This is a genomic window from Saccharothrix sp. AJ9571, assembly GCF_021725495.1.
In the GTDB taxonomy this organism is placed as follows: Bacteria; Actinomycetota; Actinomycetes; order Mycobacteriales; family Pseudonocardiaceae; genus Amycolatopsis; species Amycolatopsis magusensis.
In genome coordinates, this window is sequence record NZ_CP091382.1 from 2,994,435 (window position 1) to 3,010,980 (window position 16,546).

At 69.9% G+C, this 16,546-nt stretch carries 16 protein-coding genes and 1 tRNA gene; 11 read left to right on the forward strand and 6 right to left on the reverse strand.

The window, feature by feature from the left end; all coding sequences use genetic code 11:
• Nucleotides 1-24: 24 nt before the first annotated feature.
• Nucleotides 25-1,677 carry a hypothetical protein gene (locus L3Q67_RS13380; RefSeq protein WP_499189804.1) on the reverse strand — a complete coding sequence of 551 codons (1,653 nt, stop codon included), beginning with the start codon at nt 1,675-1,677 and terminating at the stop codon, nt 25-27.
• 102 nt (nt 1,678-1,779) lie between these two features.
• On the opposite strand from L3Q67_RS13380, the gene L3Q67_RS13385 reads away from it, so the two are divergent.
• A tRNA-Thr gene (locus L3Q67_RS13385) sits at nt 1,780-1,856 on the forward strand.
• Between the two features lie 84 nt (nt 1,857-1,940).
• Here L3Q67_RS13385 and L3Q67_RS13390 read toward each other — a convergent pair.
• Together L3Q67_RS13390 and L3Q67_RS13395 are read right to left on the reverse strand one after the other, a co-directional pair.
• A complete protein-coding gene (locus tag L3Q67_RS13390; RefSeq protein ID WP_499189805.1) occupies nt 1,941-2,087 on the reverse strand; it encodes a hypothetical protein in 147 nt (48 codons plus the stop codon).
• 155 nt (nt 2,088-2,242) lie between these two features.
• A complete protein-coding gene (locus L3Q67_RS13395) occupies nt 2,243-3,706 on the reverse strand; it encodes a DUF262 domain-containing protein (RefSeq protein ID WP_499189806.1) in 1,464 nt (487 codons plus the stop codon).
• A gap of 258 nt (nt 3,707-3,964) precedes the next feature.
• Between L3Q67_RS13395 and L3Q67_RS13400 the strand changes: the two genes are divergently transcribed.
• From L3Q67_RS13400 to L3Q67_RS13420, 5 genes are all read left to right on the forward strand, one after another.
• Nucleotides 3,965-5,230, forward strand: coding sequence for a M14 family metallopeptidase (locus L3Q67_RS13400; protein ID WP_499189807.1), 1,266 nt, complete (start codon nt 3,965-3,967; stop codon nt 5,228-5,230).
• A gap of 18 nt (nt 5,231-5,248) precedes the next feature.
• Nucleotides 5,249-5,773 (forward strand): gamma carbonic anhydrase family protein, encoded by a 525-nt coding sequence (locus L3Q67_RS13405; protein WP_499189808.1) that lies wholly within the window; start codon nt 5,249-5,251, stop codon nt 5,771-5,773.
• Between the two features lie 35 nt (nt 5,774-5,808).
• A complete protein-coding gene (locus L3Q67_RS13410) occupies nt 5,809-6,228 on the forward strand; it encodes an uL11 family ribosomal protein (RefSeq protein ID WP_499189809.1) in 420 nt (139 codons plus the stop codon).
• Nucleotides 6,229-6,613: 385 nt separating this feature from the next.
• Nucleotides 6,614-7,882 carry a serine hydroxymethyltransferase gene (glyA, locus tag L3Q67_RS13415; protein ID WP_499191523.1) on the forward strand — a complete coding sequence of 423 codons (1,269 nt, stop codon included), beginning with the start codon at nt 6,614-6,616 and terminating at the stop codon, nt 7,880-7,882.
• A 367-nt stretch (nt 7,883-8,249) separates the two neighbouring features.
• A complete protein-coding gene (locus tag L3Q67_RS13420; protein ID WP_499189810.1) occupies nt 8,250-9,905 on the forward strand; it encodes an MDR family MFS transporter in 1,656 nt (551 codons plus the stop codon).
• A 69-nt stretch (nt 9,906-9,974) separates the two neighbouring features.
• On the opposite strand, the gene L3Q67_RS13425 is transcribed toward L3Q67_RS13420, so the two are convergent.
• From L3Q67_RS13425 to L3Q67_RS13435, 3 genes are all read right to left on the reverse strand, one after another.
• Complete coding sequence (locus L3Q67_RS13425) at nt 9,975-10,490, reverse strand: inorganic diphosphatase (protein ID WP_499189811.1); 516 nt, start codon at nt 10,488-10,490, stop codon at nt 9,975-9,977.
• 237 nt (nt 10,491-10,727) lie between these two features.
• The gene (locus tag L3Q67_RS13430) at nt 10,728-11,603 is read right to left on the reverse strand and encodes a hypothetical protein (RefSeq protein ID WP_499189812.1); all 876 of its coding nucleotides are present in this window, start codon (nt 11,601-11,603) and stop codon (nt 10,728-10,730) included.
• Nucleotides 11,604-11,642: 39 nt separating this feature from the next.
• Nucleotides 11,643-11,873 (reverse strand): hypothetical protein, encoded by a 231-nt coding sequence (locus tag L3Q67_RS13435; RefSeq protein WP_499189813.1) that lies wholly within the window; start codon nt 11,871-11,873, stop codon nt 11,643-11,645.
• A 36-nt stretch (nt 11,874-11,909) separates the two neighbouring features.
• On the opposite strand from L3Q67_RS13435, the gene dacB reads away from it, so the two are divergent.
• The 5 genes from dacB (at nt 11,910) to L3Q67_RS13460 (ending at nt 16,544) form a co-directional block, all read left to right on the forward strand.
• Nucleotides 11,910-13,421 (forward strand): D-alanyl-D-alanine carboxypeptidase/D-alanyl-D-alanine endopeptidase, encoded by a 1,512-nt coding sequence (gene dacB / locus L3Q67_RS13440; protein ID WP_499189814.1) that lies wholly within the window; start codon nt 11,910-11,912, stop codon nt 13,419-13,421.
• A gap of 17 nt (nt 13,422-13,438) precedes the next feature.
• Complete coding sequence (locus tag L3Q67_RS13445) at nt 13,439-14,506, forward strand: zinc-dependent metalloprotease (RefSeq protein ID WP_499189815.1); 1,068 nt, start codon at nt 13,439-13,441, stop codon at nt 14,504-14,506.
• Nucleotides 14,482-15,480 (forward strand): tRNA lysidine(34) synthetase TilS, encoded by a 999-nt coding sequence (gene tilS, locus L3Q67_RS13450; protein ID WP_499191524.1) that lies wholly within the window; start codon nt 14,482-14,484, stop codon nt 15,478-15,480. Before L3Q67_RS13445 ends, tilS begins: the two co-directional genes overlap by 25 nt.
• A gap of 17 nt (nt 15,481-15,497) precedes the next feature.
• Nucleotides 15,498-16,046, forward strand: coding sequence for a hypoxanthine phosphoribosyltransferase (gene hpt / locus L3Q67_RS13455; protein ID WP_153028803.1), 549 nt, complete (start codon nt 15,498-15,500; stop codon nt 16,044-16,046).
• Between the two features lie 129 nt (nt 16,047-16,175).
• A complete protein-coding gene (locus L3Q67_RS13460) occupies nt 16,176-16,544 on the forward strand; it encodes a hypothetical protein (RefSeq protein WP_209662992.1) in 369 nt (122 codons plus the stop codon).
• Nucleotides 16,545-16,546: the final 2 nt, after the last annotated feature.

Consider the following 16,546-nt stretch of genomic DNA (forward strand, 5'->3'; position numbering starts at 1 on the left):
CGTGAAAGCCACATTCACGGCACCTCAGCTTCGGGGGCGTGGGGAGGGTTTGACCGCAGCGGGGGCCGGTGCGGGCTTTCGGGTCCGGCGCGGTAGTGCGGCGACCATCACGACACCGAGCAGCAGCAACGCGGTCCCGGTCCAGAACAGCGGCACGGTGGCGTAGGCGGCGCTGGTCTGCGCGAGCTTCTTCGGCACGCCAGGCGTCTCACCACCGCCGGGCGGCGGCGTGGTGGAGGTGCTCCCGCACTCGACGCCGTTCTCCGGTGCGTACGCCCGCGCCACCTGCTCGCCGAGCGTCAGCTGCGCCAGCGACGAGGGCAGCGAGGCCCCGGCCGCGCCGAGCGAGTCCTTCAGCGCCTTGGTCGGCAGCACCTGCAGGTCGAGCAGGCGGGCCGCGGCGCCGAGCTGGAAGCCCTTGAACGGGTCGGTCATGTCGAGCTTCTTGTCGTCGAGCTGTGCGATGCCCAGGCGCAGCACGCCGAGGTCGAGCACCTTGCCCGCGGTCTCGCCGATCGGCTGCACGCCCTTGGTCAGCGTCGACACCAGCCCGCCGACCACCGGCACGCTCTCCAGCGGGCCGAACTGCTGGGTCAGCCCGTCCAGCGGCAGGCCGACCGGGATGTCCTTGGTCGGGTTGGCCGCGTCGAGGGTGTAGAGCACCTTGCCCTGGCGCTCCACGGTGAGCACCGGGGCGGTGTACTCCACCTTCGAGGTCTCCCGCTTGCCGGTCGAGGTGACCCGCAGCGTCGGCTGGCTGGCCACCTTGATGGTCAGCTCGAGCGGGGTGCCCTTGAGCAGGTTGATGTTCGCCGCCTGCAGGGTCGAGGTGGACTCGACCGCCTTGTTCTTCGAGCCGGGGATGTCGACCAGCCGCACGGTGGACCGGGCGGACAGCGTGTTCGGCAGGCTCAGCAGCGCGTTGGTGCCGTCGGCGCTGGTCTGCCCGCCACCGGAGAGCAGCCCGCCGAGCGCCTGCAGGCCCTTGCCGGGCTCGAAGCCCTGCGCGAGCTTCGCGCCGGCGGGCAGTTGCAGGTTGGGCAGGCCGATGTTCGGCAGCGAGGGGATCGCGTTCAGCACGGACAGGCTGGCGACCTCGGTGGCCGCGTCGGCGATGGTGCCGACGCACGGGCCCTCGATCGCGCTCCAGCGCGCGTGTGCGCTGCCGTTGAGCAGGCCCACGTTGAGCAGCGGGTTCTTCGGGGCGTTCAGGCCGCCGGTGCGCGGCTCGGCGTTGTCCGGCAGCGCGGTCTGCACCAGTGAGCCCGGCGCCTGCGGCGAGTTGCCCGCGATCGAGATGCCCAGCGGTGAGGACTGCGCGACCGAGCGCTCGTAGGAGAGGTACGCCTCGGAGTTCGCCTGCGCGCTAGCCAGGCCCATACCCGCTTCGAGGGCGGCTTGCCTGGGCAGTTCCTCGCCGAGGCCGGGCAGGATCGCGTTGGTCGGCACGGCGTTCGGCAGCAGGCGCAGCACGCCGAGCCCGGTGCCCGCGTCGCCGACCGCGTGACCCAGCGGCTGCGGGTTCGACGGCTGGGTGATCGGTGCCTGGCCCGGGTCGTTCGGCTGGGGGATGGGGGTGGTGGGGACGGTGGGCTGGGCCATGGCTGGCAAGGCGGAGAGGGCGAGCACCGCTGCCGTCAGTGGCAGGGCGAGTGTCCGGGGCAGACTCGACCGCATCGGCGGGGTCCTCCTGAGCTGGGCATGCGCTGGTGCCGTGCTTAACGACGGCGGGGTGGTGAAGTGACGCCGGAGGTTACCGTTACACTGGGAACCGGTCCTGCCGCCTTAGCTCAGTCGGCCAGAGCGATTCACTCGTAATGAATAGGTCAGGGGTTCGATTCCCCTAGGCGGCTCCACCGCTGACCAGGGTCTTTCCGGAATCCGGAGAGGCCCTGGTTTCTTTTGCGCCCTCCCTGCGCGCCCTCCTGGGTGACCGAGATTCACCCGATCGAGCGGGTGAGGAGGGGATGACGGGCGAGCAGTTGGTCGATGTGGTCGATCAGTGACGGGAAGAGCTTTCGCTCCGTGCGGATGTTCTGCCAGCTTTCGACCATGCGGGCCGCCGTCTCCAGCACGAGGCCGCTCACGCGGTCCGGGCTTACTTCGGTCGTGTCGGCCGAGCACCTCGTGTTCGCGGGCGGACAGGTCGTCCGTGTAGTCGAACGAGCTGCCGCCCTTGGCGAAGCTCAATTCGCCGACCTGACGATCCCCCAGCAGGACAACGGCCCGGCCAGTCACCGGTTTACGCATCGTGTGCTGCCTTGCCCAGCAGGCTGCGAGCCGAGAACGAGTCGCGGGCGCCCCACTCCGCGTTGCGATCGACTGTGGCGCGGACCGCCCGGGAGAGCAATTCCGCACGATGTGCTCCGAAGCCCTCGTAGTCGTTGTCGAGCAGGAGGTCCCTCGCTCGGGTATCGAGCAGATGACTGGCCAAGGTGTCCGGGTCCTGCCGGGCGAAGTCGGGGCGGCTCATCGGCGGATGCAGCAGGATGCCTGGCCAGTCGTCGACCTGGTGCACGCGGGGAAGCGGCTCGTCGCTGTCGAAGATTTCCGCCGTACTGATGGGCGCGTGGTTCTCATCGAGGTGCCGTGGCCCGGCCGACCACAGACCGAGTGCGTTGAGGCGGTCGGACGCCTGCCAGTCGGTGTGGTGCATGAGGTCGGGGCACCAGTCACCGGCCTCCGTGGGGGCGGTTTCCAGCAGGCTGAGGATCGCGGCGTCCGGCGAATCCGCGGCAGCCACCCGGGAGAGCGACGCCTCCGGGTGCGGAACCGATTCGACAATGGCCATTCGCCAGACCCACCGGCGGACGAGTTCCGCGGTGCGGCTCTGCGGTGTGCCGAATTTGGCTAAGAACGCGGCGAGCCCGAAAAGCGTCGATTCGTGCGGCAGCAGTCGCAGATGTGGAATGTGGACGTCGCGGCGAAGCGTAGTCGCGATCTGGACGAGAACCTGTTGCGTGGCCGGTTCGGGGGCGAGCGTCCGTACCGCCTGACGGATGAGCTGCAACTGCCGTGCCGAAACCCGGCCGAACCCGGCTCGTTCGAACGGGGTGTCGCTGGCCGGGCGCCGGGTTCGTGCCAAATCTCGATCGGTCAGCGACCTCGTCGAGGTGTTGAGCCTGCGGAAGACTTCCGCCAGCTGCGTCGGGTCGCCGGTGGTGAGCACGTGCACCGGGAGCAGGGTGTCGGTGAGCAGGGCTGACAGCTCATCGAGGAGCTGGTGGTGGTGCTCTGAGAGCCAGTTCGAATTCTCCCGGACCCAGGTGAATCGCCGGTTCGGGTCGAACAAGGTCCGCAAGGGCACCCAGGTCGCAGAGGCGTGGTCGCTCGCGCCACTGACCTGCCGGGTGTTCAGATCGACGCCGACCTCGAAGCGAGGGTCGCTGGCGTCGTCCGTCGGACCGAGCGCGCCGACCAATGCGGTGATCCGCTGGTGACCGTCGACGGCCCACAGTGCGCGCTCGCGAGCTGGAGCGTCGACCACCACCGGGCCGAACGCCAGCGTCTCCGCTGGTGCCCGTTGCTCGGAGCAGAGCAACATGCCGACCGGGTACCCCTGCAGCAGACTGCCGAAGAAGTCGATCACGTGGGAGGCGTGCCAGACGAACGGGCGCTGGAATGCCGGTACCCGGATATCGCCGCTCAAGGCCAGGTCAACGAGCTGCCGGGTCGAATACGTGCGCAACCTCGGGATGTTCGCCACGGGCACCTCCTCCAGAGCATGAGGCTAGCGGCTGTGCCGAAGTGGAGCCGGTACGTGCGTGCCCGACTCGCCCGTGGCGAGCGGCGATGTCAAGCGTCTTCCGTAGGTGACGGGACTTGGTTAATCACTGGCAACCTGAGCCGGGCTACGGGTAGTTACGGCGCTTTGAATCCGTAGCGCTACGGATTGTGCCGACCCCTCTTGGTGAGCAGGGTGGGTCGACAGGCCTTGTTCCGGGCTTGACGACGAGGAGAGCAGATGCGCAAGAGAAGAAGCGTGGCGGCCGCGCTGTCGGCTGCCGCCCTGATCGCGACGGCGGTGGCGGCCAGTCCCTCGGTGGGCGCGGCACCGGACACCGCCGCGGCCGAAGCGGCGACGCAGACGGACTTCTACGAGGTACTCGGCACGAACTCCCCACAGCTGCGGACGAAGGTCTCCGCCACCGGCGTGGACGTCGTCACCGCGGGCGAGACCACCACGATCATCGGCACCGGGAGCGACGCGCAGAAGCTGCGCGGACTCGGCTTCCAGGTGGAGAAGCGGCCCGGGTTCGAGCAGTACCGGGCGAACCGCGCCGCCGACGTGACCACCGCGGCCGCCGACTTCCCGGCGGGCGACGAGGGTTACCACACCTACGCCGAGGTGGTCGCCGAACTGCAGCAGACCGTCACCGACCACGGCAACCTGGTGAAGCTGGGCAGCATCGGCACCTCCTACCAGGGCCGCAACCTGCCGGTGATCAAGATCAGCGACAACGCCGGCACCGACGAGGCCGAGCCGGAGGTGCTGTTCACCTGCAACCAGCACGCCCGCGAGCACCTCACCACGGAGATGTGCCTGCACATCGTCAAGCGGTTCACCGACAAGTACACCACCGACGCCAACGTCAAGAACCTGGTGGACACCAAGGAGATCTGGGTCATCCCGACGGTGAACCCGGACGGCTCCGAGTACGACATCGCCGGCGGCAGTTACAAGATGTGGCGCAAGAACCGCCAGGGCCAGGGCACCGACCCGAACCGCAACTGGGGCCACAAGTGGGGCTGCTGCGGTGGTTCCTCGGGCAGCCCGAGCAGTGAGACCTACCGCGGCACGGCGGCGTTCTCCGCGCCGGAGGTCAAGGCCGTGGCGAACTGGGTCGGTACCCGCCGGATCGGCGGCGTGCAGCAGATCAAGTCGCACATCGACTTCCACACCTATTCGGAGCTGGTGCTGTGGCCGTTCGGCTACACCTACGCCGACACCGCACCGGGCATGACCGCGGCCGAGGCGCAGAAGTTCAAGACCCTCGGCCAGCAGATGGCCGCGACGAACGGGTACACGCCGCAGCAGGCGAGCGACCTGTACATCACCGACGGCTCGGTGGACGACTGGATGTGGTACGACCACAAGATCCTGAGCTACACCTTCGAGATGTACCCCAAGGGCTCGAACCCCGGGTTCTACCCACCCGACGAGGTGATCCCGGCGCAGACCGCCCGCAACGACAAGGCCGTTGACATCCTGATCAACGCCTCGCTGTAACCGCATAGGGTGGGGCTCATGCCGCTGTTCTCCTTCGAGGGCGTGAGCCCCACCGTCCACCCCGATGCCTGGATCGCCCCGACCGCGACGCTGATCGGCGCGGTGACCGTCGAGAAGGACGTGTCGATCTGGTACGGCGTGGTCATCCGCGCCGACTTCGGGAAGATCATCATTCGCGAGGGCGCCAACATCCAGGACAACTCCGTCGTGCACGTCAACGACGGGGTGTGCGAGATCGGCAGGAACGTCACCGTGGGGCACATGTGCCTGGTGCACGACTGCACGGTCGGCGAGCAGGCGCTCATCGGGAACGGCGCGACGATCCTGGACCAGTCGCAGATCGGCGAGCGCGCGCTGATCGCCGCCGGGTCCACGGTCACGCCGAACACCGTGGTGCCGCCCGCGGTGATCGCGATGGGCAGCCCGGCGAAGAAGTTCGTGCCGCTGTCGGATTCCGCGCGTGGCTGGGTCGAGCACAACGCGGTGATCTACAAGCAGCTGGCGCGGCGCCACGCCGAGGGCATCGAGCCGATCGAGGGTTGACCCTCCTCTGACTGGAGTGCTTAGCGTGCCGGGACATGGCACCGAAGAAGCTCCAGTTCCGCACCACCCTGCAACTCCCGGCCGGTGAGGCGCCGGTGGTCGACCTCGGCAAGATGCTCGGGCAGACCGGCGTCAACCTGGTCGAGGTCAAGCGCACCTACGACGCGGCCACCGCGGCACAACGCGGTGACATCGTGCCGGTGGTCGTCTCGGTGTTCGAGGACCGGTCGTTCGAACTGGCCTACAAGACCCCGCCGACGGCCTTCCTGATCCGGAAAGCCTTGGGCAGCAAGGGTTCTTCGCGGCCGGGTCACGAAACCGCCGGCGTTCTGAGCCAGGCGCAGGTCACGGAGATCGCTACACGGAAGCTGCCGGACCTGAACACCGGCGATTTGGAAGCGGCGATGCGGACGATCGCCGGGACCGCGCGCTCGATGGGGGTCAAGGTGGAGTGAGTTCGCGCCGCTCGATGGGGCTCAGCTTCGCACACCCCACCGTCGGAAACCGCGCGCTCATCCACAGTCGAGGCCGCTGTCCACAGATCCCGCTCAGCCACCCCGTCGCCCGGGGGCCTCGGTACGCTGGGTTTGGGGACGCCCCCCAGGGATGGGCGGGGGTGTATGTGCCGGCCTGCGAATCGGCTCCTGGTCGGGGGCGGTCGGGTTTCGGCCGGAAGGGTGGTTGGCGCTCCGAGCATCGGGGGAGGGGCGGGCGTCGACTAGAGTTCGGGGGGCAGCAGCGACTGGCGCCTTGAGGTGGAGCACCACCGGGAAGCGAACGCAACGGCCCCGCACCGCGCGCCTGGGTTCGGGTCGTGGACCGTCCATGGAGACGACAACCATGACGCACCAGCCAGCCCTGCCCACGCTCGCCGCCACCGATCCGGTCATCGCCGGTCTGGTCGAGGACGAGGCACGCCGCCAGCACGAGAAGATCCGGCTCATCGCCTCGGAGAACTACGTCTCGCAGGCCGTGCTCGAGGCCACCGGCACGGTCCTGACCAACAAGTACTCCGAGGGCTACGCCGGCAAGCGCTACTACGAGGGCCAGCAGCTCGTCGACCCCATCGAGACGCTGGCGATCGACCGCGCGAAGGCGCTCTTCGGCGCGGACCACGCGAACGTGCAGCCCTACTCCGGCTCCCCGGCGAACCTCGCGGTCTACCTCGCCTTCGCCAAGCCCGGCGACACCGTGCTCGGCATGGCGCTGCCCGACGGCGGCCACCTGACCCACGGCTGGAGCGTCTCCGCCACCGGCAAGTGGTTCGACGCGGTCCGCTACGGCGTGCGCAAGGAGACCGGCCGCGTCGACCTGGACCAGGTGCGTGACCTGGCCCGCGAGCACCGGCCGAAGCTGATCTTCTGCGGTGGCACGGCGATCCCGCGCACCATCGACTTCCCGGCGTTCGCCGAGATCGCCCGCGAGGTGGACGCGGTGCTGGTCGCCGACATCGCGCACATCGCCGGTCTGGTCGCCGGTGGTGCGCACCCGTCGCCGGTCGGTCACGCGCAGGTGATCACCACGACCACGCACAAGACGCTGCGCGGCCCGCGCGGCGCGATGATCCTGTCCGACGCCGACCACGCGAAGGCCGTCGACAAGGCGGTGTTCCCCGGGCTGCAGGGCGGCCCGCACAACCACACCACCGCGGCCATCGCGGTCGCGCTCGGCGAGGCGTCGAAGCCGGAGTTCCGCGAGTACGCGCACGCCATCGTGGCCAACGCGAAGGCGCTCGCGGAGGCGCTCATCGAGCGCGGTTTCGACCTGGTCTCCGGCGGTACCGACAACCACCTGCTGCTGGTCGACCTGACGAACAAGGCGATCGGCGGCAAGCCCGCCGCGCAGGCGCTGGACCGGGCGGGCATCGAGCTGAACTACAACACCGTGCCGTTCGACCCGCGCAAGCCGTTCGACCCGTCGGGCATCCGGCTGGGCACCGGCGCCATCACCACCCGCGGCCTGCGCCCGGAGCACCAGGTGAAGGTCGCCGAGTGGATCGACCGCACGGTCACCGCGGCCGCCGCCGATGAGCAGTCCACTGTGGACGCCGTGGCCGCGGAGATCCGCGAGTTCCTCAGCGCCTACCCGATCCCGGGCTACACCGCCTGATTCCCGCCCCTCGCCGCCGCGGTCACTCGGCCGCAGCGGCGAGGATGCGGTCGACGAGTCCGGGGAAGCGCTGCTCCAGTTCGCGGTTCCAGGGGTCCTTCGGCGCGACGATCACGGACGGTGGTCGTACGCACAGCTTTGCCGAAACCCCGCGAAACCGGGCAAACCGCTGAATTTCGGGCTTTGAAGCCATTTCGTCACCGGTCAGGTGGTCCTCTCCGAAGATCGGGTGTCGCGTCCCTGGTGACACAGCGCACAAATATTTGGTTGCACGGTACAAGGGGATATGGGAATACTTGCGTAGGTCAGGTAGTTGAATGACGCAAGCAAGTAGCGCCCACTGGGGGCACGATCCGAGGAGCGAGACATGGCCGAACCCACCGCGACGACCGAGCCGGCGGCTCGGGGAGGGCTGTCGCACCGGCAGATCCTCACCGTGCTCTCCGGCCTGATGATGGGGATGTTCCTGGCCGCGCTCGACCAGACGATCGTGTCCTCGGCGATGAAGACCATCGCCGACGAACTGCACGGGCAGACCCTCCAGGCCTGGGCGACCACCGCCTACCTGATCACCGCGACCATCTCCACCCCGCTGTACGGCAAGCTGTCCGACCTCTACGGCCGCAAGCCGATGTACCTGACCGCGATCTCGCTGTTCCTGGTCGGCTCACTGGCCAGCGGCATGGCGGGCTCGATGTACGAACTGGCCGCCTTCCGCGCCTTCCAGGGCCTGGGCGCCGGTGGCCTGATGTCGCTGGCGCTGGCCATCGTCGCCGACATCACCGCACCCCGGGAACGCGGTCGCTACCAGGGGTACTTCATGGCCGTGTTCGGCATTTCGAGCGTGCTCGGGCCGGTGGTCGGCGGGGCCTTCGCCGGGGTGGACTCGTTCGCCGGGCTGGCGGGCTGGCGCTGGGTGTTCCTGATCAACGTGCCGGTGGCGCTGCTCGCGCTGGTGGTGGTCACCCGGGTGCTCAACATCCCGCACACCCGTATCCAACAGCGGGTGGACTACCTGGGCGCGGCCGCGCTGACCGTGGGCCTGGTGCCGCTGCTCATCGTCGCCGAGCAGGGCCGCGAATGGGGCTGGGGCTCGCTGACATCGGTGCTGATGTACCTGGTCGGGGCGGCCGGGCTGGTGGCGTTCGTGCTGAACGAGCGGCGGATGGGTGACGCGGCGCTGCTGCCGCTGCGGCTGTTCCGGCGCCCGGCGTTCGCGCTCAGCTCGGTGGTCACCTTCGTGCAGGGTGCGGGCATGTTCGGCGCGATGATGTCGCTGCCGCTGTACCTGCAGATCGTCAAGGGCGCGACGCCCACCGAAGCCGGGCTGCAACTGCTGCCGCTGACCGCCGGGATCATGGTGGCGAGCCTGCTCTCGGGCCGGATCGTGGCCTTGACCGGGCGGTACAAGGTGTTCGGCGTGATCGGCCTCGGGCTGATGACGGCGGCGATGTTCCTGTTCAGCACGATCGGCGTGGACACCCCGCTGGGGATCGTGATGGCGATGTCGTTCCTGATGGGCCTCGGCCTCGGTGGTGCCTTCCAGACGCTGACGCTGGCCGCGCAGAACGACGTCGAGCCGACGGACCTGGGCGTGGCGACCTCGTCGACCACCTTCTTCCGCCAGATCGGCGGGACCGCGGGCACGGCGGTGTTCCTGTCGATCCTGTTCGGTTCGGTGGGGGACCGGATCGTGGCGGCGGTGGCTTCGGCTTCGGCGAGCCCGGCCTACACGGCGGCGCTGGCGAACCCGGCGAACGCGGAGTTCGCGGCGCGGTTGTCGAGCGGACAGCTGGATCTGAACGACACGTCGTTCCTCAGTGGACTGGACCCGGTGCTGGCGCGCCCGATCCTGGAGGGCTTCTCCAGCGCGATGAGCACGGTGTTCCTGGTCGGCGGCGTGGTGCTGGCCGCCGGATTCGTGCTGCTGTGGTTCCTGCGGGAGACGCCGCTGGCCGAGAAGTCGGCGCTGGAACTGCGGCAGGAGGCCGAAGAGAAACTGGTGCCCGCACTGGCGCACTAGGGCCGGAATGCAATGAGTGGGGCATTACTAGCGAAAAACGCTGGTAATGCCCCACTCATAGCGTTCGTCTCAGTGTTCGCCGTTGTTCGCGGCGAGCTTCGCCAGGCGGTCCTTCTCACGCTCGTAGGAGCGCTCGATCTCCGACTCGGCCTCGACGCGGCCGACCCAGGTGGAGCCTTCCACGCTCTTGGCGGGCTCGAGGTCCTTGTAGACCTCGAAGAAGTGCTGGATCTCGAGCTTGTGGAACTCGTTCAGGTGGTGGATGTCCCGCAGGTGCTCCAGGCGCGGGTCCGCGGCCGGCACGGCGAGGACCTTGTCGTCCGGGCCCTTCTCGTCGGTCATCCGGAACATGCCGATCGCGCGGCAGCGGATCAGGCAGCCGGGGAAGGTCGGCTCCTGCACCAGGACCAGCACGTCGAGGGGATCGCCGTCCTGGCCGAGGGTGTCGTCGATGAAGCCGTAGTCGGCCGGGTACTGGGTGGCCGTGAACAGGGTGCGGTCCAGCTTGATGCGCCCGGTCTTGTGGTCCACTTCGTACTTGTTGCGCTCCCCCTTGGGGATTTCGATCGTGACGTCGAACTCCACGCCGATCCTCGCTGATCTTGTTTTGGCAAGCCCGAGCAAAGGCGGGCGGCTCACCGGTTCGTTGGCTTGACACCACTAGTGTGGACCACGCGTGACCATGGACCCGCACCGATGGGTTCTTGGTGTGAGCTGGGGGACACCGGAGGAGGGTGCGTGCCGGACAGCAGCAGGCCCGACGAGCCGGGGTGGCCGTCGGACGACCACGACGGAACCCAGTCGCTCGCGGAGCAGGAGACCCTATGGGTGCGGCGACCGGGCGCCCAGGCGCACCCGCGGGCCGCCCAGCCGGTGCAACACCTGAAACCGCAGGGCTCGCTGTTCCAACCGGCCCCGCCTCCGGAGACGGAGGAGCAGTCGACGCAGTGGCCCGCTGAGCAGGCGCAGCAGTACTCGGGGCAGCAGGCAGCCGTGCGGCAGTGGGCTGAGCAGACCGCCGCCCTGCCGCACCCCGGCCAGGAGCAGGCGGGGAGCGACAGCCGGGCGCCTTGGCAGCGGAACCCGGAGAACCAGCCGCCGCAGAACTATCAGGGCCAGCGCGGGCAGGGAAGCCAGCAAGGCCGCCAGGACTACCCGGGCTCGCCGGACCAGGAGGGCCAGGGCCGCCAGGGCCAGGAGGATTACCAAAGCCACCCCGGTCGCCAAGGGCAGCAGCGGCAGCAGGATCGCTCGGGCCAGTCGGGACTGGCTGGCCAGCAGGACTATCAAGGTCAGCGGGGCTTCCAGGACCAGCAGAATCAGCCGGGCCAGCAGGGCTCTCAGGGTTACCCGGACCAGGCGAGGCAGCCAGGGCAGCCGGATCTGCGCACTCCGCAGGGTTCGGCGGGCCAGGGTTACCCAGATCGCCAAGGCGGCCAGCAAGAGCAGCAGGGCTCGCCGGGCTACCAGGATCAGGCGGACCAGCAGGAGCAGCGGAACCCGCAGGGTTCGGCGGGCTACCCAGGGCAGCCAGGTCGCCAAAGCGGCCAGCAAGAGCAGCCGGGCCACCAGGACCAGCTGGGGCACCCGGGCCGGCAGGGCTACCAAGGTCACCCGGACCACCAGGGTGGCCAGCAAGAATCGCAAGGCCAGCCGGGACAGCAGGGTCACTCGGGTCAGCCGGGCTACCAAGGTCACCTGGGTCACCAGGGCGGTCGGCAAGAGTCGCCAGGCCAGCTAGGCCACCAGGACCAGCCGAGCGACCAGGGTCAGCCGAGCCAGCTGGGGCACGCGGGTCAGCCGGGCTACCCAGGGCAGCCAGGTCGCCAAGGCGGCCAGCAAGAGCAGCAGGGTCACCTGGGCCAGCAAGAACAGCAAGGCCACCAGGACCGGCAGGGCCAAGGCCAGCCGGGGCAGCAAGGGCAGCAGGACCAGCGGGGCCAGCATCAGCAGGGCCAGCCGGGGCAAGAGCAGCAGGAGTCGAATCGGCCTCAGGTGCCGGTGGTGCCGGCGGCGGGGCACGCCCAGCCCATGCGGATCGAGCCGTCCGGGGAGCAGCGGCCGGCGCCGGCGACGACCGGGTCGGAGGAGGGGCCGCCGGCGGCTACCGAGGTGGCGCCGAAGCGGAGGCGCAAGTGGCCGTGGATCGCGGCGGCGCTGGTGGTGTTGCTGGTGCTGGGCGGCGGGACGGTCGCCGCGGTGCAGCCGGCGGTGGCGAATCGGCTGGAGCTGCCGTGGGCGCCCAACAAGCCCAAGGGTGACCCGCCCGCGGCGCTCGCGGTGAACCGCCAGTTGCAGGCGCCCGGTCCCTCCGCGCCCAGTCCGACGCCCGAAGGGGTCGCGGCGGCGCTCAAGGGGCCCGCCGGCGCCGCGGCGCTCGGCACGCTCAGTGGCAGCGTGATCGACCCCGCCACCGGCACCGCGCTCTGGGCGAAGGACGCCGACAAGCCGCTGACCCCCGCCTCCACCACGAAGGTGCTCACGGTCGCCGCCGCGTTGCTGGCGGTGGACCACGGGCACCAGATCTCCACCAAGGTCGTCCAGGGCGCCGACCCGGGCACGGCGATCGTGGTCGCGGGCGGCGATCCGACGATCAACTCGCTGCCCGACGGCAAGGACTCCGTCTACCCCGGCTCCGCGCACCTCGACGACCTCGTCAAGCAGGTCATGGAGGCCTCCGGCGGCAAGATCGAGCAGGTCCAGCTCGACCTCAGCGTGTTTCAGGGCGACACCTTCGGCCCCGGCTGGGCGCCGGAGGACGCGCCCTCCACCTACGCCGCGGTGGTCGAGCCGGTGATGCTCGACGGCGGGCGCAGCAGTGCCACCGACGAGAAGTCCATGCGCGTGGCCAACCCGGCGAAGTCGTTCGCGGACAAGTTCGCGAGCAAGCTCGGCGCCACGGCCGGGGGCAACGCGAAGGCACCCGAGGGTGCCAAGGTGCTCGGCGAGATCAAGTCCGCGCCGCTCACCGAACTGATCAGCAACGTGCTGAACCACTCCGACAACCTGATGGGTGACGTCGTCGCCCGGCAGACCGCGCTCGCCACCGGCGAGAAGGGGTCGTTCGAAGGCGGCGCCAAGGCCACCGAGGAAGTCCTCAAGAAGAACGGCTTCGACCTCGAAGGCGTGGAGCTGTTCGACGGCAGCGGCCTCTCGGTGGACAACCGGATCCCCGCGAAGGTGCTGGCCGAGGTGCTGTCGGTGGCCGCCGCCCCGGACGGCAAGGATCCGCGCACGGCCAAGCTCCGGCCGCTGCTCGGCGACCTGTCGGTGGCCGGGGGCAGCACCGGGCGCTTGGTCAGCCGGTACACCTCCGGCCCGGAGGAAGCCGGCAAGGGCTGGGTGCGGGCCAAGACCGGCACGCTCTCGGGGGTGAACACGCTCGCCGGGGTGGTCCTGGACAAGGACGGGCACCTGCTGGTCTTCGCGCTGATGTCGCTGGGCTCGGAGTCCGACGCCGCCCGCAGCGCGCTGGACGCGGTGGTCGCCGAGTTGCGCGGTTGCGGCTGCCGATAAGCCGTATCGTCGAAGGCATGACCGTCCAGTCCCCGAAGTCCCCGGAAACCGCAGGCGAAACGGACCGCACCAGATCGGTGGTCGACTGGCGGCTGGCCGCGGCCACCGGCGCCTTCCTGGTCCGCAGTGGACCGGTGGTGCCGCGGGCGGAGGCGGAGACCGCGGTCACCGAATTGCGCGAGCTGACCGTGGAGGCCGAGGCGCACGTCCGCGAGCTGACCGGGCTCGGCGCCGGGTTGCCGCTGCTGCCCGGTGAGGTGGTCGACCGCCCGGCGTGGGTCCGCTCGGCCGCCGCCGGCCTCGACGCGCTCACCAGCAAGGCGCTGGCCAGGGAGAAGGGGCCGTTCGCGCCGGTGCTCGCCGCAGGCGCGGGGGTGCAGACCGGCGTGGTGCTGTCGTTCCTGGCTTCCCGCGTGCTCGGGCAGTACGACCCGTTCGGTGGGCCGGACAAGGAGGGCCGGCTGCTGCTGGTCGCGCCGAACGTGGTGGCGGCGCAGCGCGCGATGAACGTGCCCGCCAAGGACTTCCGGATGTGGGTCTGCCTGCACGAGTGCACCCACCGGCTCCAGTTCACCGCGGTCACCTGGCTGCGCGACTACTTCGCCGACGAGGTCGAGCGCCTGGTCGGCGGGCTCGCGGACGCCGACGGCTTCGGTGACCTCCTGGGCAGGCTGCCGGACACGATCAAGGACGTGAAGAACCGCCGGAACCTCGCCGAGTTGTTCCAGTCACCGCAGCAGCGGGCCGTGTTCGACCGGCTGCTCGCGCTGTCCACCCTGCTCGAAGGGCACGCCGACTACGTGATGGACGCGGTCGGCCCGGCCGTGGTGCCGAGCGTGGCCACCATCCGCGGCCGGTTCACCGAGCGGCGCCAGGGCGGGGGCCTGCTCGACCGGCTCCTGCGCAGCCTGCTCGGCATCGACGCGAAGATCCGCCAGTACGCCGAAGGCGCCGCGTTCACCAGGCACGTGGTCGCCCAAGCCGGGATGGACGGGTTCAACGCCGTCTGGACCTCGCCGAACACGCTGCCCACCCGGGCGGAGATCGCCGATCCGGACGCCTGGCTGCGGCGCATGGGCCGGTGAAACCGGATCCCGCGGTCGCCAGGGTTCGCCGCGCGGTCCGGGAGTTCTTCGGTGAGCCGGTGCGGACTTCGGCGCTGACCACGGGTGAGCTCGGGGTGGCGGTCTCGGGCGGGGCGGACTCGCTGGCGCTCGCCGAGGCCGCCGCGTTCGTCGGCCACCGGATGGGCCTGCGGGTGCGCGCGCTGGTGGTCGACCACCGGCTCCAACCGGGATCCGCCGAAGTGGCCGAGCACGCGGCGGCGACGGCGAGCAAGCTCGGCGTGGACGAGGCGACCGTGCTGCCGATCGAGGTGACCGGTCCCGGCGGACCCGAGGCGGCGGCGCGCAAGGCCAGGTACGCGGCGCTGTCGGCGGCCATACCGGGGGCGCTGGTCCTGCTCGGGCACACCCGCGACGACCAGGCGGAGACCGTGTTGCTCGGGCTGGGCCGGGGTTCCGGCCCGCGGTCGGTGTCCGGCATGCGCCCGCTCGACCCGCCGTGGGGACGGCCCTTGCTGGACCTGCCGCGGTCGGCGACCGAAGCGGCGTGCGCGGCGCTCGGCGTCGAACCGTGGTCGGACCCGCACAACGCCGATCCCCGCTTCACCCGCGTCCGCCTGCGCCGCGAAGTGCTGCCACTTCTGGAGGACGTCCTTTCCGGTGGCGTGGCCGCCGCGCTGGCGCGCACGGCGAAGCAGTTGCGCGAGGATTCCGAGGCGCTCGACCAGCTCGCCGACGAGGTGCTGCTCAACGCCCGCAACGGCCCGGTGCTGGAGATCGAGCCGCTGCTCACGGCGCCGGCGCCCCTGCGCCGCCGGGCACTGCGGCGCTGGTTGCTCGACGCCGGGGTGCGTGAACTGACCGACGCGCACCTGCGGTCCGTCGACGACTTGGTCGGTGCTTGGCGGGGACAGGGTGGTGTGTGGTTACCCGGCGACTTGGTGGCCGGGAGGGCGCATGGCAGGCTGAGCCTGCTCCCACCCGGACGGACCTAGAGCTAAAGGGGATCCCCGTGTACGAAGGCGACATCGCCTCCGTGCTCATCACCGAGCAGCAGATCAACGACAAGATCACCGAACTGGCCGAGCAGGTCGCCGCGGACTACCCGCCCGGCGGCACCGACCTCCTGCTCGTCGGCGTGCTCAAGGGCGCGGTCATGTTCATGACCGACTTCGCCCGCGCGCTGCCGGTGCCCGCCCAGCTGGAGTTCATGGCGGTGTCCTCCTACGGTTCGGCGACCTCGTCGTCGGGCGTGGTGCGCATCCTCAAGGACCTCGACCGCGACATCGCCGGGCGGGAGGTGCTCATCGTCGAGGACATCGTCGACTCCGGGCTCACCCTGTCCTGGCTGCTGAAGAACCTGGCCAGCCGCAACCCGGCCTCGCTGCAGGTGTGTTCCCTGCTGCGCAAGCCGGAAGCGGTCAAGGTGGACGTACCGGTCAAGTACATCGGCTTCGACATCCCGAACGAGTTCGTCGTCGGGTACGGCCTCGACTACGCCGAGCGCTACCGCGACCTGCCCTACATCGGCACCCTGGACCCGAAGGTCTACTCGTCCTGACCGGCGGAAAAACCGGGAACCACATCACCGGAGAACGCGTCATAGGTCGGCATCGGGTGCGTTAACCTATGCGAAGGACGGATCTCGCCGCGCGTGGACGCGGCCCGGACTGGGGACAGGAGAGGCAGGATGGGGAACAGCAGCTTGGCGGACGCCGCCGCCTTCCGCAACGCCGCGGCCACCGGCCAGGTGGGGGTGGACCCCGACGCCGCGCAGACCGTGCTGAACAAGATCCGCACGGGCAAGGACGCCGTCGAAGCCCTGATCGGTGGTGCGGGCACGCTCGCCGAACCACCGAAGCTCGGTGCCAACCCGGTCGGCCAGGCCATCGCCGCGAAGGTCTCGGAGCGCGCGGACGGTGGCGGGGATTCCTACGCCACCGCGCTGCGCAACCTGCTCTTCCAGTACGAGCAGGCCGAGCAGGGCATTCTCGCCGCGATGAAGCACTACCAGGACTTCGAGCACGACACCGTCAACGCGCTCAACGGCCGCGCGTGAGA

Excerpts from the sequence above, each read along its gene's own strand:
- L3Q67_RS13380 (WP_499189804.1), bottom strand. The coding sequence starts at position 1,677 with ATGCGGTCGAGTCTGCCCCGGACACTCGCCCTGCCACTGACGGCAGCG.
- L3Q67_RS13400 (WP_499189807.1), top strand. The coding sequence starts at position 3,965 with ATGCGCAAGAGAAGAAGCGTGGCGGCCGCGCTGTCGGCTGCCGCCCTG.
- L3Q67_RS13405 (WP_499189808.1), top strand. The coding sequence starts at position 5,249 with ATGCCGCTGTTCTCCTTCGAGGGCGTGAGCCCCACCGTCCACCCCGAT.
- L3Q67_RS13410 (WP_499189809.1), top strand. The coding sequence starts at position 5,809 with ATGGCACCGAAGAAGCTCCAGTTCCGCACCACCCTGCAACTCCCGGCC.
- glyA (WP_499191523.1), top strand. The coding sequence starts at position 6,614 with ATGACGCACCAGCCAGCCCTGCCCACGCTCGCCGCCACCGATCCGGTC.
- L3Q67_RS13420 (WP_499189810.1), top strand. The coding sequence starts at position 8,250 with ATGGCCGAACCCACCGCGACGACCGAGCCGGCGGCTCGGGGAGGGCTG.
- L3Q67_RS13445 (WP_499189815.1), top strand. The coding sequence starts at position 13,439 with ATGACCGTCCAGTCCCCGAAGTCCCCGGAAACCGCAGGCGAAACGGAC.
- L3Q67_RS13460 (WP_209662992.1), top strand. The coding sequence starts at position 16,176 with ATGGGGAACAGCAGCTTGGCGGACGCCGCCGCCTTCCGCAACGCCGCG.